At 75.5% G+C, this 14,186-nt stretch carries 12 protein-coding genes; 3 read left to right on the forward strand and 9 right to left on the reverse strand.

The genetic code is table 11. The features are described from left to right. Positions 1–11 precede the first annotated feature (11 nt). Positions 12–1,583 (reverse strand): DNA repair protein RadA, encoded by a 1,572-nt coding sequence (gene radA / locus ABT014_RS18660; RefSeq protein ID WP_350640056.1) that lies wholly within the window; start codon positions 1,581–1,583, stop codon positions 12–14. A 205-nt stretch (positions 1,584–1,788) separates the two neighbouring features. On the opposite strand from radA, the gene ABT014_RS18665 reads away from it, so the two are divergent. Continuing rightward, entirely contained in the window at positions 1,789–3,609 is a 1,821-nt protein-coding gene (locus ABT014_RS18665) for a BACON domain-containing protein (protein ID WP_350640057.1), read from the forward strand. Positions 3,610–3,797: 188 nt separating this feature from the next. On the opposite strand, the gene ABT014_RS18670 is transcribed toward ABT014_RS18665, so the two are convergent. From ABT014_RS18670 to ABT014_RS18685, 4 genes are all read right to left on the reverse strand, one after another. After that, positions 3,798–5,144 (reverse strand): hypothetical protein, encoded by a 1,347-nt coding sequence (locus ABT014_RS18670; RefSeq protein ID WP_350640058.1) that lies wholly within the window; start codon positions 5,142–5,144, stop codon positions 3,798–3,800. A 130-nt stretch (positions 5,145–5,274) separates the two neighbouring features. Then, positions 5,275–5,817, reverse strand: coding sequence for a SigE family RNA polymerase sigma factor (locus ABT014_RS18675; RefSeq protein WP_350640059.1), 543 nt, complete (start codon positions 5,815–5,817; stop codon positions 5,275–5,277). 162 nt (positions 5,818–5,979) lie between these two features. Beyond that, positions 5,980–6,651, reverse strand: coding sequence for a GAP family protein (locus tag ABT014_RS18680; protein WP_350640060.1), 672 nt, complete (start codon positions 6,649–6,651; stop codon positions 5,980–5,982). 90 nt (positions 6,652–6,741) lie between these two features. Further along, positions 6,742–8,076: a DUF1254 domain-containing protein gene (locus ABT014_RS18685; protein ID WP_350640061.1), complete on the reverse strand. Its 1,335-nt coding sequence runs from the start codon at positions 8,074–8,076 to the stop codon at positions 6,742–6,744. 299 nt (positions 8,077–8,375) lie between these two features. Between ABT014_RS18685 and ABT014_RS18690 the strand changes: the two genes are divergently transcribed. Continuing rightward, a complete protein-coding gene (locus ABT014_RS18690) occupies positions 8,376–9,383 on the forward strand; it encodes an NAD-dependent epimerase/dehydratase family protein (protein ID WP_350640062.1) in 1,008 nt (335 codons plus the stop codon). A gap of 59 nt (positions 9,384–9,442) precedes the next feature. Here ABT014_RS18690 and ABT014_RS18695 read toward each other — a convergent pair whose 3' ends face one another. Then, entirely contained in the window at positions 9,443–10,495 is a 1,053-nt protein-coding gene (locus tag ABT014_RS18695) for a family 2 encapsulin nanocompartment cargo protein polyprenyl transferase (RefSeq protein ID WP_350640063.1), read from the reverse strand. Between the two features lie 1,012 nt (positions 10,496–11,507). On the opposite strand from ABT014_RS18695, the gene ABT014_RS18700 reads away from it, so the two are divergent. After that, on the forward strand, positions 11,508–12,605 hold the full coding sequence (locus ABT014_RS18700) for an ATP-grasp domain-containing protein (protein WP_350640064.1): 1,098 nt from the start codon (positions 11,508–11,510) through the stop codon (positions 12,603–12,605). 71 nt (positions 12,606–12,676) lie between these two features. On the opposite strand, the gene ABT014_RS18705 is transcribed toward ABT014_RS18700, so the two are convergent. The 3 genes from ABT014_RS18705 to ABT014_RS18715 form a co-directional block, all read right to left on the reverse strand. After that, a complete protein-coding gene (locus tag ABT014_RS18705) occupies positions 12,677–13,231 on the reverse strand; it encodes a methylated-DNA--[protein]-cysteine S-methyltransferase (RefSeq protein ID WP_350640065.1) in 555 nt (184 codons plus the stop codon). A gap of 114 nt (positions 13,232–13,345) precedes the next feature. Beyond that, complete coding sequence (locus ABT014_RS18710; RefSeq protein WP_350640066.1) at positions 13,346–13,579, reverse strand: hypothetical protein; 234 nt, start codon at positions 13,577–13,579, stop codon at positions 13,346–13,348. A 176-nt stretch (positions 13,580–13,755) separates the two neighbouring features. Beyond that, positions 13,756–14,160: a DUF5997 family protein gene (locus ABT014_RS18715; protein ID WP_350640067.1), complete on the reverse strand. Its 405-nt coding sequence runs from the start codon at positions 14,158–14,160 to the stop codon at positions 13,756–13,758. Positions 14,161–14,186 lie beyond the last annotated feature (26 nt).

The raw sequence follows: 14,186 nt of genomic DNA on the forward strand, positions 1-14,186 counted from the left end.
CGGGGCATGAGTCAGCGCAGTTCGTCGGAGTCGACCGGCTCCCAGCCCTCCATCAGCTCCTCCGGGTAGGCCGGGACGACCCCCGCGGTGCCCGCCGCGGACCCGCCTCGGGCACCCGTCGAACGCCCCGCCGGCACACCCTCCGAGCGCCCGGCCCGGGCCCCCGCGGCCGCGCCGCCGTCCGCCTCGCCGCGCGGTTTGGCGGGCCCGCGCCGGCGTCCGGGGATCGACCGGAGCGCCTCGCCGATGTCCGCGACCTCGACCACCGTCATGCCCGCCGGCACCTTCCCCGGGTCCGGCGGGACGAGCGCGTGCGTGAAGCCGAGCCGGTGCGCCTCCGCCAGCCGCCGCTGCACGCCGGTGACCCGCCGCACCTCGCCCGCCAGCCCGACCTCGCCGATCGCGACCAGGTTGCTCGGCAGCGGGGTGTCGGAGGAGGAGCTGGCGACCGCGAGCGCGATGGCCAGGTCGGCGGACGGCTCGGTGAGCTTCACCCCGCCGACCGTCGCCGTGTAGATGTCCTGCTTGCCGAGCTTGACCCCGCCGTGGCGCTCGACCACCGCGAGGATCATCGCGATCCGCGGCGACTCCAGCCCGGAGGTGGTGCGCCGCGGCGAGGGGATCTGCGAGTCCACCATGAGCGCCTGCACCTCGGCGACCAGCGGCCGGCGGCCCTCCAGGGTGACCGTCAGGCAGGTGCCGGGGACCGGCTTGTCGCGCCGGGTGAGGAAGAGCCCGGACGGGTCGGCCAGCCCCGCGATGCCCTCGTCGTGCAGTTCGAAGCAGCCGACCTCGTCGGTCGCGCCGTAGCGGTTCTTGACGCCGCGGATGATCCGCAGCCGGGCGTGCCGGTCGCCCTCGAAGCTGAGCACCACGTCGACCAGGTGCTCCAGCAGCCGCGGGCCGGCGATCTGCCCGTCCTTGGTGACGTGGCCGACCAGCAGGGTGGCCATGCCGCGCTCCTTGGAGGCGCGGATCAGCGCGCCCGCCACCTCGCGGACCTGGGCCGGCCCGCCGGGCGCGCCGTCCAGCTCGGCGGAGGCGATGGTCTGCACCGAGTCGAGGATCAGCAGGCCGGGGTTGACCGCGTCGATGTGCCCCAGCACCGCGCCCAGGTCGGACTCGGCGGCCAGGTAGAGGTGGTCGGACAGCGCGTTGATCCGGTCCGCCCGGAGCCGGACCTGCCCGGCCGACTCCTCGCCGGTGACGTACAGCGTGCGGTGCTGGGCGCTGGCCGCCTTGGCCGCCACGTCCAGCAGCAGGGTCGACTTACCGACCCCGGGCTCGCCCGCCAGCAGCACCACCGCGCCCGGCACGATGCCGCCGCCGAGCACCCGGTCGAGCTCCGGCACGCCGGTGGTGCGGGCGGTGGCCACCTGGCCGTCCACCTGCCCGATCGGCTTGGCCGGGGAGCTCACCGGGCCGGCCGCCGTGGTCCGGATCGGCACCGCGCCGTACTCCTCCACGGTGCCCCAGGCGTTGCACTCGGGGCAGCGGCCGACCCACTTCGGCAGCTGGTTGCCGCACTCGGTGCAGCGGTACGCCGGGCGGGGCTTGGCGGTGGTCTTGGTACGGGCAGCCATGCGGCCCACCGTAGCGGGTCCCTCCGACAGTCCCGGCCCGCCAGGACCGTCGGAGGGACGACCGGGCCGACGGCCGGGGCGTGTGCACGACAGCCGTCCGGAACGCCGGGGCCGTTGTCCGGCACACCACGGTCCTGTTACCCGAAAGAAGTACAAGCCCGAGGAACGAGCGGGCCGCGCCGACCGCCCTCTCTACCGTCGGAGGGTGACCACCAGGCTTGCCTCCCCGATCCCCGCCGGCTCCCCCACGCTGCGGGCCTACGACCGTTGCGTCGACGGGCTGTTCACCTACTGCCTGTCCGTCCTGTGCGAGCACGACGCCGCCGCGGCCGCCGTCGCCGAGGTCCGCGACCTCGCGCTGCGGCACGGCGGCCGGCTCGGCGACCCGGCCCTCGGCCGGGCCTGGCTGTACGCGCTGGCCCGGCACTGCTGCCTGGCCCGGCTGGAGCGCGGCCCCGGTACGCCCGCCGGGCCGCCCGCCGCACCCGCCGCCGGACCGCCCGGTGCGACGGCCGGCGCCGCCCCCGGTGCGGAGCAGGCCGCCCGCCGGCGCCGGCAGCTCGCCTCGCTGGCCTGGCCCGAGGCGGCCGGCACCGACCCGGAGCAGCGCGAGGCGCTGGAGCTCGCGGTGCGCCACCGGCTCTCCCCCGGCGAGGTGGCGGCGGTGCTCGGCTGGTCCGACCAGGCCGTGGCGGAGCTGCTCGCGGCGGCCGGCGCCGAGGTCGGCCGGACCAGGACGGCCCTGCTGGTGCTCGGCGTCGGCAGCTGCCCGGTGCTGGCGCAGCTGGGCGGGGTGGGGGCGGAGAGCTGGCGCGGCTGGGTGCTCGGACCGGCGCTGCGCCGCGAGCTGGTGCAGCACGTGGTCGACTGCCCGACCTGCCGGGGCACCGCCGAACGGGTGGCCGGGGAGCTCGGCAGCGGGCTGGCCGGACTGCCGGGCCTGCCGCTGCTCCCGGCTCCGGTGCCGGTCCGGCTGGGCGGCACGGCCGCGCAGCTGCCGGACGGCGCCGCCGGAGCGGCGTTCCTGGCCGGGGCGGCGGCCGGACGGCGGGTGACGGCCCCGCCCGGACCCGCGGGCGAGGAGCGGGCGGAGCCCCGGTTCGACCAGCGCGGCTTCCCCCGGCACCGGGCGCCCACCGCGGGCCGGTCACTGGTGGTGCGTCAGCGCGTGGTGACCACCGGCGTCCTGGCCGCGGTCCTCACCGCCCCGGTGGTGGCGCTCTGGAGCGCGCACCAGGGCGGCGGCGGCTCGGCGGCCGAGGCCGGGGTCTCCTCGGTGCGGGTGGACTCCTCCCCGTCCGGTGGCAGGGCGCTGCCCGGCTCGGCGCCGGTGCAGCCGATCGTCCCGGTGTCGCCGGTCGGGTCGGGTGAGCTCCAGCTCGCGGGGGTGGTCACTGCAGAAACGTCCCTCCCGGCCGTTCGGGGGGTGGCGGTCCCGATCCCGCCGCGGCCGCCGGCGCCCGGCGCCGCACTGCCCGGCCCGGCCGACCCCGCGCCGGCGGGCCGGCTGACCGTCGAGGCCCAGGAGTTCGGCAGCCGTACCGTGATCACCCTGACCAACTCGGGCAGCACCACGATCGCCTGGCACGCCGTCCTGGACGCCGGCTGGCTCCGGCTCAGCCGGGACTCCGGCACCCTGACCCCCGGCCAGCGGATCACCGTCACCGTCACCGTCGACGAGGACCGGGTCCCGCAGGGGCACTGGACGGCCCGGATCGCGCTGCCTCCGTCCCAGGCGGTGATCACGCTGGAGGGCGGCCCCCGCAACCGCGGCGGCGAGCAGCCCGGCGACCCCACCCCGGTGGATCCGCCCGCGCCCACCCCGACCGACGGTCCCGCCCCGGACCCGGGCCCGACCTCCGGGCCGACCCCGAATCCCACGCCGACCCCGACCCCGACCCCGTCGTCGACGGTTCCGGACGGCGACGGCGGGTCCACCCGACCCACCGAACCCTCCACACCCGCGCCCGACCCCGGGTCGACGGCCGCCTCCACCCCGTCGGGCGACGGCACCGGCAGCCGCTAGGACGTGTTGGCAAAGTCGCGTCGGACCAGGCCGCGGCGTTGGGCGCCCGGCTGGGCGTGCGCCCGGATCGCCCTCGTACCGGGTCGTACTTGGGTGATTCGGGCGTGCGTCCAGCCGGGATGCCCGGCGTCGCGGACCCGGCGGGACTTTGCCAACACGCCCGAGGGCGAGCTTGCCGAGTCCCGCCGTCAGGCCTTGCGCGCGACCCGCCAGCCCGGCGCCATGGCGACCGCGGTCAGCTGCTCCGGTGTCAGCACCGGCTGGTTGAGGCTGGCCGGCTGAGCCGGCGAGGGGCTGTTGTACGCCTGGACGGTGACCAGCAACCGGTCCGGGCGCAGCACGTCCACCGCCTCGCGGACGACGCCCTTGGCGCCGCTCGACACCTTCTCCTGGCGGTAGCGGACCCGGGTGCCGTCGGGCATCGGTTTGGCGTCCTCGAAGCCGTCGGCACCGGCCTGGCCGGTCAGCGGCAGCTTCCCGTCCTGGACGATGATCTCGACCAGGCCCGGCCCGCGGCCGGTGTCGACCAGGAGGTGCGTCCGCCCGGCGACGCCGCCGGGTTCGGTCACGATGGCCCCGGCCGGCAGCTGAGGGGCGGCGATGGCCATCATCCGGGGGGCCGGGAGCCGCACGACGGCCGCCGCCGCCGGCGTCGGGCCGGGCTGACGGGGCGTCCTGATCATGGACGCCGGCCGGTCCCAGACGCGCGAGGTGGCGATCGCCTTGAGCTCCTCGGTGCTCAGCGGGGGCGCCTTGCGGGTCACCTGATCGGTGTTGCGACCCACGAAGTTCCACTCCATCACCGTGACCTGGGTGCCCGCCGGGGTGATCAGCGTGGCCGTCCAGACCCGGCGGTCGGCGCTCCCGCCGGGCAGCGGAAGGTGCTGCTCGATCGTCACGAACCCCCCGCCGGCAACCGCCTGCCGGCTGCACAGGGTGAACGGCTGGTCCTTCTTGTCCTGACACCTCAGCCAGTCCGGGTCGAGGTCGACCGGCACGGCCAGCCGGTCCACCACGACCACCACCGTGCCCAGCCCGTCCGCGTCCTCGACCGTCACGGTGGCGCTCGGTGCGTCCGGCGCCTCCGGGTCGGCCGGGCCGGTGCCGTAGATGTTCGAGGCGACCACCCTCCCGTCGGGCGGCAGCAGCGAGGTGAGCAGCGCGACCATCTCCTTCTCGGTCACCTGGGGGGTGGCCGAGACGGACGGCGCCGCGGTCGGGACGGCGGTCGGGGCGGCGGGAGCGACGGTCAGCGGTCCGCTCGGCGCCGCCGCGGGCGGCAGCTCCGCCGGCCTGGCCCCCAGGAGTCCGGGCAGCAGCCCCAGCGCGAAGGTCCCGGTCACGGTCAGCGCCAGGGCCGCCGCCGCCCCGGCCACCGCGACCGCCCGCCGCCGGCCCAGCCTGCGCCCGTACACCGCGCCGCCGCCGGCCAGGCGCTCGTGCTCGGCCGGGCCGGTGTGGAAGTCGTCGCCCACCCGGCGGAGGATCCGGACGAGTTCCTCCTCGAAGCGGTCGTCCTCTGGCTGGTCGGACATGTGCGGATCACCGTCTCTGCGGTCGGGGTCTGGTCGAAGGGCTGGTCGACGGGGACTCGGGGGTCGGAGCTGGGTCGGAGCCGGGGCTGGAGCTGGTGCCAGGGGGTCGGGCGGGTCGGTCGCGGTCGGCTCAGTGTGCCGCGAGATCGGCCAGCGAGTCGCCGAGTTGGGCGCGGAGCCGCCCGAGCGCACGCGAACTCCTGGTCCGTACGGCACCGGCGCTGATCCGCAGGATGTCCGCGGTCTCCTCGACGCTGACGTCCTCCCAGTAGCGCAGCACCAGTACGGCCCGGTCCTGCGGCGCCATCCCGGACAGGGCGTCCAGCAGCGCTATCCGCAGGCTGCTGTCCTCGGCCGGGACGGCCCGCTCGGGAAGCTCGCCGCTCGGCCGCTCGGTGCTGCTGCGGCGCCGGTGGTGGTCGATGAAGGCCCGGTGCAGGACCCGCTGCGCGTAGGCGCCCGGATTGTCGATCCGCCGGCCGCCGAACAGCCAGCCGGAGCGCCGCCACACCGCGTACATCCGGCCCAGCGTCTCCTGGACCAGGTCCTCGGCGAGGTGGGTGTCGCCGCCGGTCAGCAAGCACGCGGAGCGGAACAGGTGTCCGCTGCGGGCGAGGGCGAATTCGCGGTACTCGGCGTCCTTGCCGTCGCCCGCCGTGCCGGTCGCACCCATCGCCCTGGTTCCCCCGTCGCTCCGCCGGTCCTCCCTCAGAGACGGGACAGGAGAGGCAGGCGTTACAGGGGACTTTCGGGCGGCCGTCCCGGTTCCCGCGGAGTGGGTCCCTACCGATCGGACCAGCGCAAGTGCGGGGCGGGTGGCTCGCTGGTCAGGTGGTCAGGTGGTCAGCCCGGAGATCGCGTCGCCGACGTACTTGGCGCCCAGCACCACCAGCAGGACGGTCATGATCGCGCTGTTGTGGGTGGACATCCAGGCCTTCCACCCGCCGAGCACCGTGGCGGAGCGGGTGCCGCCGAACAGGTAGACCCCCAGCGGGACCGCCGTGCACAGCGACCCCACCAGCACCATCAACACCGTGGCCACCACCTTGCCACCGGTCGCGGCGCTGCTGGTCGCGATCGAGACGCCGCCGCCGATCGCCAGCACCAGGTTCTTCGGGTTGGCCACCACCAGGGCCACGGCCAGCCCCGCCGACTTCGCCGGGGTGAACCGGTCGAGCGCCTCCATCCAGCGGGGCGGCGCCGTGACGTGCCCCTGGCGCGGACGGCTGCGCCACTGCCGGGCGCCGATCAGCAGGAACAGCAGGCCCACGGCCAGCTTCACCCACCACGACCAGGTCGGCTTCGGTCCGCTGCCGTCCAGCCCCGAACCGACCAGCACCACCACGGTGGTCAGCAGCCCCAGACCCGCCACCCAGCCGGCCGTGAAGGCCACGCCGTTGGTCCGCCCGCGCGGTGTGGCGAGCATCAGGATCACGGCGATCAGCGGCACCGGACTGATCGCGATGCCGACCGCCGAGGCCAGCATCTGGCCGATCGCGTCGCCCACGGGGTCCTCCTCCCTGCGTCGGTGGGCCGGGGTGGCCGGGGCAGCCCTCCGGGGGCGGCCCGTCGGTGGCGGCCCGGCCGGGGTCAGCCGCTACCTGGGTTCGATCGGCGGCAGCCGGTACGTACCGTCCAGCACCGCCTCCCCCGGCTGGTACATCCGGATCATCGGACGGAACTCGCCCTCCGGGGTGGGCAGCCAGTTCGCCGCCTCGTCCGGGTCGGTGGGCCGCTCGTGCTGGAGCACCAGGGTGAGCGAACCGTCCGCGCCCCGGACCAGCCCGGGGGTGCGGTCCCCGATCGAGTAGCGGTCGATCGGGTTGGCCACCAGGTAGTAGTCCGGGACGTCGTACATGGTGACGGACCAGAAAGCCGCCACCGGCGGCGTCGTCGCGAACCGCAGGGTGTAGGAGTGGGCGCCGCTCAGCGTCACCCCGTCGGCGTCGTGGTAGACGCCGGCGTACGCGGCCTCGTAGGCGTGGTTGCCCCACAGACCGACCCGGGCCGCCACCGCGCGGGTCAGGTAGGCCGCCCGCCGGTCGGGGATCCGCCACTGCGGGTCGTCCAGGGTGCCGGGGCCGAAGAAGTCCAGGTTGTAGTCGAAGAGGTGCAGGTTGGCGGTCCACTCGCCGGTGGCCGTGCCCTCGGGCGGGCGGCTGGCCGCCTCGATCCGGGCCTTGCCCGCCTCGATCCCCTTGACCAGGGTGGCCGTCCACTCGGGCGCCCCGTCCAGGTACGGCGAGCGGCCCTCGTCCAGCAGGCCGAGCGGGGCGAACCGCCGCTGGTACTCGGCGTCGGGCCCGGCGGGCGGGAAGGCGGCCGCCCAGCGGCGCAACTGCTCGAAGAAGCGCAGCTCCTCGGGGACGCCCGGATCCGGCTGCGGCAGGCCCGCGTACACCCCGCCGGGCTCCAGCGGGGTGAGGGTCAGCGCGCGCTGGAGCTCCAGCACCCGGGGCAGGTCCTCGGCACCGTCGCAGGCGAAGCGGCCGACGATCGAGGCGACCGCGGTCGGGGCCACCACCACCCGCACGCCCTCGGGCGGGGAGCCGTGCCAGCCGGGCGGCGCGATCAGCCAGGTCTGCTCGGCGGTGCCGGTGGCGCGGCGGCCCAGGTAGGCGAAGTTGTTGCTCCACGCGTCGACGAACTGCAGCACGTAGTAGGCGCCGCCGGTGTCCGGGACGTGCAGCAGGAGCGGCCCACCGGACAGGTCGAGCTGCGCGACCGAGTACAGGGTGTCGTTGTTGACCGAGACGAAGTCGGTCCGTGGATCCGCGAGTTGGCGGGCGTGACCGAAGGTGTTGAACTCGGCCGCCGCCATCGGGCCCATCCCCCGGGTCCGGATGGCGTCGACCTTGCCGAGGTCGTGGACCATCGGGTAGCCGTAGATGTACGCATCGGCTGCCAGGTTCTCCAGGGCCGGCTGGGACATGCTGCTACCTCTCCATCGGTACGGGGCGGGGCGCGCGCCCCGTGGACGCGCCCCGACGGGGCGGGCGGTCGAGGGTCGGGTTCGCGGTGCGTCCGCCGGGCGGACAAATCAAGACATACCAGCACAGTGCGGTGCCGGTGCGGCCGCCCTCCGTACGGCGTGTCGGGGCACCGCGACCCGGTGGCCGCGCGGCGGCCCCGGCCCGCGCGCGGCACGGCGCCCGCCCGGCCGCTCCGCCAGGGCTCCGCCAGGAGTGAACGCGCGCATGCGCCGGGCCGGGGCACGGAAAGGTCACCGGTATGAAGATCCTCATTCTCGGTGGCTCGAAGTTCCTCGGTCGGGCCTACGTCCTGGAGGCGCTCGCCCGCGGTCACGAGGTCACCACCTTCAACCGCGGGGTCAGCCGCACCGACCAGCCCGGGGTGGAAGCCGTGCACGGGGACCGGGGCAGCGCGGCGGACCTGGAACGCCTGGTCTCCGATCGCCGCTGGGACGCGGTCGTCGACACCTCGGGCCAGCAGCCGCACGACGTGGCCGTCTCGGCCCGGCTGCTGAGCACCCGCGCCGACCACTACACCTTCGTCTCCTCCGTCCACGCCTTCGCCGGCTGGCCCGCCGCGCCGGTCGACGAGGACTCGCCCACCCATCCCTGCCCGGCCGACACCCCCGCCGACCAGCCGCCCGGCAACCCGCTCAAGGCCGGCTGCGAGCGGGCGGTGCTGGAGCAGTTCGGCGCCGACCGGTCGCTGATCCTCAACTGCGGCCTGCTGATCGGCCCGCACGAGCCGATCGGCCGGCTCCCCTGGTGGCTGGAGCGGATCGCGCGCGGCGGCCGGGTGCTGGCCCCCGGCGACCCGGACCGCCGGGTGCAACTGATCGACGCCCGGGACTTCGCCGCCTTCGGGCTCGACCTGCTGGAGCAGCGGGCGGCCGGCCGCTACATCACCACCGGGCCGGTCGGGCAGGCCGGCTACGGCGAGTTCCTGGAGCACTGCATCGCGGCCACCGGCTCCGATGCCGAGCTGGTCTGGACGGACGACACCACCCTGCTCGCCGCCGAGGTGGGGCCGTGGGTGGAGCTCCCGCTGTGGACCCCCGACCTGCCCGACTGGCAGGGCACCTGGCGGGCCGACAGCTCGCGCGCCGTCGCCGCCGGGCTGCGCAGCCGTCCGCTCGCCGAGACCGTCCGGGACACCTGGGCCTGGCTGCAGGAGCGCGGGCCGGCCGAGGACCCGTGGCTCCAGGGCGACCTGCCCCTCGGGCTGGCCGCGGAGAAGGAGCGGCGGGTGCTCGACGGGTCGGCCTGACCGGCGCCGGGGGCCGCAGAGGTGGGGCGGAACCGGCCTGCCCCTGCGGCCCCACGCGCTCAGTGCGAACGGCGGGTGACCAGCTCCGCGAGGGCGAGCAACTCGTCGGCGTCGGACGGCGCCGACACCGCCGTCGCCAGGTGGCCGATCGCGGCGGCCATCCGCTCGCAGGACTCGCCCTGTGCCCAGCTGCGCCCGCCGGCCCCCTCGACCGCCTGCGCGGCCCGCTCCAGCTCCCGCGCGCTCAGCGGCCGCTCCAGTGCGTAGAGGTCGGCCAGCTCGGCGCCGGCCGCCGTGCCGGAACCCAGCGCGAACACCACCGGCATCGATTTCTTCCGGGCCGCCAGGTCCGCGCCGACCGGCTTGCCGGTGACCGCCGGATCGCCCCAGATGCCGATCAGGTCGTCGATCAGCTGGAAGGCCAGCCCGATCTCCCGGCCGAAGGCGTCCATCGCGTCGACGGCGGGCTGCTCGGCGCCCGCGTACAGCGCACCCAGCGCGCAGGCGCAGCCCAGCAGGGCGCCGGTCTTGGCCTCCGCCATGGTCAGGCACTCGGCGAGCGAGACGTCGCTGCGCTGCTCGAACGCGCAGTCGGCCTGCTGGCCGGCGCAGAGCTCCACCACGCAGTCGGCGAGCCGGCGGACCGCGCCCGGCGCGGCCGGGTGGCCGTCCTCGGCGAGGATCCGCAGCGCGAGGGAGTGCATGGCGTCGCCGGCCAGGATCGCCTCGGTGGTGCCGAAGACCCGCCAGGCGGTCGGCCGGTGACGCCGGGTCTGGTCGCGGTCGATCACGTCGTCGTGCAGCAGGGTGAAGTTGTGCACCAGCTCCACCGCGGCTGCGGCCCGGATCGCCCGCTCGGGCGGGCCGCCGACCGCCTGGGTGGCGGCCAGCACCAGGGCCGGGCGGATCGCCTTGCCGGCGCCGGTCGCGGTGGACGGCGTGCCGTCCGGTTCCCACCAGCCGAAGTGGTAGCCCGCGATCAGGCGCATCGAGGCCGGCAACGTGTCGACGGCGGCCCGCAGCGTCGGGTCGACGGCGGCCTTGGTGCGGGCCAGCACCTCCCCGGCCTCGTTGCCCTCCCGGTGATCACGCTCCAGCGCGAAGGTGCTCATCTGGTCCCTCCCCCACTCTCGGTCGGCCGCTCCGGGCTCCCGGCACACCGCCGGGAGCCATCGCGCAGCCGTACGACCGCCCCGGTGCGGGACGGCCCAGCTCCGGACGGGACCTCCTCCCGCCGGCCAATCCCCTCTGCCACCCCGGCCCGTGGGCGCGCGTCAGCGCCTGCCCGCCCGTCCTTCCCCGCACGTACCGTCCGTGCCGCCCGCAGCGCTCCTCCGCGGCCGAGGCAGCGGCGGGCAGGCGGGGGCGGGCGGGGGCGGTGTGCTGGACGGAGCACACCGCCCGGCTCCTGGTCAGCGGCCCGGGCGGGGCCTGCCTCGGCCGCCGCGCGGGGGAATACCGAAATCGGTCTCGGTCGACATCGAAGGAGCCCTCCCCGTGAACCCTTTGAAGCACCTGACGCAATGGCCGTCTCGTTGCACCACTCATGCTGAGGCCATTCGAGCGAAGTCCGCAATCACTCATACGAGTGATCAATAGGTACGGATAAAGAGGACGACAAGCACATTCGGCCGATTGGCATTCGATCGCCCGCTCGATTCCGGCACGCCCCCGGCCGCACGCGACCGGGCCCGGCCGCACCGATCTCGACATGCCCCCGTCAGGATCGGGAGACACCGACCCGGCCGCTTCCCGAGCCCCGCCGGCAGCCCCTCCCGACACCCCTCCCGACCCCCCTCCCGGACGAGCGGGCGCGGCCGCCGCGACGGGCTCCGGGAATTCACGCCCGCGCAACCTTCCACCACTCCGGGAACACTCCCGTAACAAATCGACAACTGCCGCCACCCCGAAGGAAGTTGACGACACCACCGGTCGGCCCCAGCGCTCTCCGCCGGCGGCCCGCGAGGCGCGCCCCCCGGAGGGCCGGAACAACCCCCGACCCCCCGTTCACCGGGGCCCCCGGGACCGCTAATGTGCCACCTCAAGAGCGCGGCAGAGGCGATGACCGGCCGGCCGCCCGACTGCGCCCTCCCCACTGCTGTGCCCTTGTCCAGGGAGACCTTCGTGAGCGCCCCCGTACGCGTCTGGCTGAACCGCACCTACTCCGAGAACGTCTTCTTCATCGATCAGCTGCGCGCCGCCCCGCGCCCGGTCGAGATCCATGCCACGCATACGGACCCGGACTCCCCGGTGCTCGCCGCGGCCGACTTCGGCTCGCTCGAACCCGACCGCCTCAGCCCCGAGGCCTATGTGGAATTCGCGCTGGAATTCTGCGCCCGCCGGGGGATCGACGTCTTCGTGCCCCGGCTAGGCCAACTCGCCCTCGCGGTCCGCCGGCACGAGTTCGAGGCGATCGGCACCGCGCTGGTCTGCCCGTCGGCCGCCGCCATCGCGGTCTTCGAGAGCAAGACCGACGGCTACGCGGCGATGGACACCCTCGGCCTGCCCACCCCGCTCTGGCGGCACGTCCGCACGGCCGACGAGCTGCTGGCCGCCGTCGAGGACATCGAGGCGGACGGCGGGCGCCCCTGCCTCAAGCCCGCCACCGGCGCCGGCGGCGAGGGCTTCCGGATACTCACCCGGGAACCCTTCGGCCTGCGCCGGCTGACCGGCTTCCCGGACGCCACCGTGCAGCTCGACCAGGTGGTGGCCGCGCTGGCCGCCGTCGGGTCGGCCGATCTGCTGGTGATGCCCTACCTGGACGGCCCCGAGGTCTCGGTGGACTGCCTGGCCACGCCCGACGGCCGGCTGGTGACCGCCGTGGGCCGGGCCAAGCAGGGCCGGCGCCGCCACTTCACCACCGACCCGGCGTACCTGGAGCCGACCCGCCGGCTGGTCGAGGAGTTCGGCGTCTCGTACCTGTCCAACGTGCAGTTCCGCCACCACCGCGGCCGGCCCGTGCTGCTGGACGTCAACACCCGGCCCTCCGGCGGCCTGCACCAGCTGCGGCTGTGCGGCCTCAACCTGCCCTGGGCCGCGGTCCAGCTGGCGCTCGGCGAGGCTCCGACCACCGTCCAGCTGCCCGAACCGGGCCTGCTCGGCGCGGACTACACCCTGGTCTCCGGCGTCCAGCCGGTCCTACCGCGGCAGAGCCTGCTGCCCCGGCAGGCCCCGGCGCCCGCGCTGGAGCAGGCCGGCGCCGCGGTGCTCGGCCTGGTCTGACGCCGGCACCGCACCGCGAGTGCGCGTCGGCGCGCGAGCACCGGGCGCAGCCGTCCGGACCCGGCCGGGGATCAGTCCCCGGCCGGCCCGTCCCAGTCCAGCGTCGGCGCCAGCACGCCCTCCAGCATGAGCAGCCAGCGCTTGGTCTCCATGCCCTTGGGCCCGCCGCCGAAGCCGCCGATCCCGTCCGCCGCCACCACCCGGTGGCACGGCACCAGCAGGGCCAGCGGGTTGGCGCCCATCATCTGGCCGACCGTCCTGGCCGCCAGCCCCGGTTCCGTGATCTCCTCGAACACCCCGCTGCGGGTGGCGAGTTCGCCGTACGTGATGGTCCGGCCGTAGCCCACGTCGGTGACCAGCCGCTGGAGCACCGTCCGGTGCGGGCCGGAGACGAGGCTCCAGTCGATCGGCAGCCCCACCTCGCGGCGCCGGCCCGCGAAGTACTCCGCCAGCCGGCCACGGACGGCCGCCACCTTCCGCTCGTCGGTGCACAGCGGCGCCCCGACCGGCAGCCCGGCCACCGACTCCCCCGCGTACGAGGTCGCGGCCACCCCCAGCGGCGTCACCGCCAGCTGCATCGCCCCGGTCGGCAGCGGCGTCGGGACGGGCACCCAGGAGATCTCCATACCCGCAAGCTACTCCGCGGTGCCGTCAACGGCCGCCGCCGGTAGGCTCCGGGCCTTCCGGGCGGCGGCCGCGACCAGCACGCGCTGCGACACCCCTCCGGGCGCCGCGGATGCTCAGAGATGCGTCCGCAGGTGCTCCGAGAGCTCGGCGCACCACCGGGTGAACTCGGCGCGGTCCTGCGGCCCGCCCCCGCAGAGCGCCGTCACCTGCGCATCGGTGAGCCGGTCCGCACCGGACGCCGCCATCATCGACGACATCCCGCGCAGCACCGTCGAGAGCCGCTCGGCGTCCTGGTGGCTCAGCGCCACCAGCGCCTCGGCGTGACCGATCGTGACAGAACCAGGCATCGCGACCTCCTCCGACGAACCCCCGTCCCACGGTACGACCGCCCCCGCCGGGGCGCGCCCCGGCGACCACCCCTGCGGGCGGGACCGGAGGAGCCCGGAAGGGACCGGGAACGGCCAGAGGCCGGCCCCGGGAGCGAATCCCGGGGCCGGCCTCCGTGGTGGCGCGGCGGGTGCGGTCAGGACCGCGGGCGGCGGGGCTGCTCGGCCCGCTCCGCCTTCTTCTCCTTGATCCGCACGGTCTCCTTGCGGACCTCGCTCTGGGTGGCGCGCTCGCGCCGGAGCCACTCCGGGTCCTCCTCCTTCAGCGCGTCGATCTGCGCCGTGGTGAGGGCCTCGGTGACTCCGCCGCGCGCGAGGCCGGCGATCGAGACGCCCAGCTTGTTGGCGACGACGGGGCGCGGGTGCGGGCCGTTGCGGCGCAGCTCCTCCAGCCACTCCGGCGGGTCGGTCTGCAACGCGCTCAGCTCCGCACGCGAGACGACACCCTCCTGGAACTCTGCGGGGGTGGCCTCGAGGTACACGCCCAGCTTCTTCGCCGCGGTCGCGGGCTTCATCGTCTGGGGGGTCTTGTGCGACGTCATGGGGTCAAGGGTAACGAGCGCGTGCG

This window comes from Kitasatospora sp. NPDC094015, from assembly GCF_040304075.1.
In the GTDB taxonomy this organism is placed as follows: domain Bacteria; phylum Actinomycetota; class Actinomycetes; order Streptomycetales; family Streptomycetaceae; genus Kitasatospora.

Bases quoted from the DNA above. Each gene is read 5' to 3' on its own strand.
- ABT014_RS18675 (WP_350640059.1), bottom strand. From the start codon at position 5,817: ATGGGTGCGACCGGCACGGCGGGCGACGGCAAGGACGCCGAGTACCGC.
- ABT014_RS18690 (WP_350640062.1), top strand. From the start codon at position 8,376: ATGAAGATCCTCATTCTCGGTGGCTCGAAGTTCCTCGGTCGGGCCTAC.
- ABT014_RS18710 (WP_350640066.1), bottom strand. From the start codon at position 13,579: ATGCCTGGTTCTGTCACGATCGGTCACGCCGAGGCGCTGGTGGCGCTG.
- ABT014_RS18715 (WP_350640067.1), bottom strand. From the start codon at position 14,160: ATGACGTCGCACAAGACCCCCCAGACGATGAAGCCCGCGACCGCGGCG.
- radA (WP_350640056.1), bottom strand. From the start codon at position 1,583: ATGGCTGCCCGTACCAAGACCACCGCCAAGCCCCGCCCGGCGTACCGC.
- ABT014_RS18685 (WP_350640061.1), bottom strand. From the start codon at position 8,076: ATGTCCCAGCCGGCCCTGGAGAACCTGGCAGCCGATGCGTACATCTAC.
- ABT014_RS18670 (WP_350640058.1), bottom strand. From the start codon at position 5,144: ATGTCCGACCAGCCAGAGGACGACCGCTTCGAGGAGGAACTCGTCCGG.
- ABT014_RS18695 (WP_350640063.1), bottom strand. From the start codon at position 10,495: ATGAGCACCTTCGCGCTGGAGCGTGATCACCGGGAGGGCAACGAGGCC.
- ABT014_RS18705 (WP_350640065.1), bottom strand. From the start codon at position 13,231: ATGGAGATCTCCTGGGTGCCCGTCCCGACGCCGCTGCCGACCGGGGCG.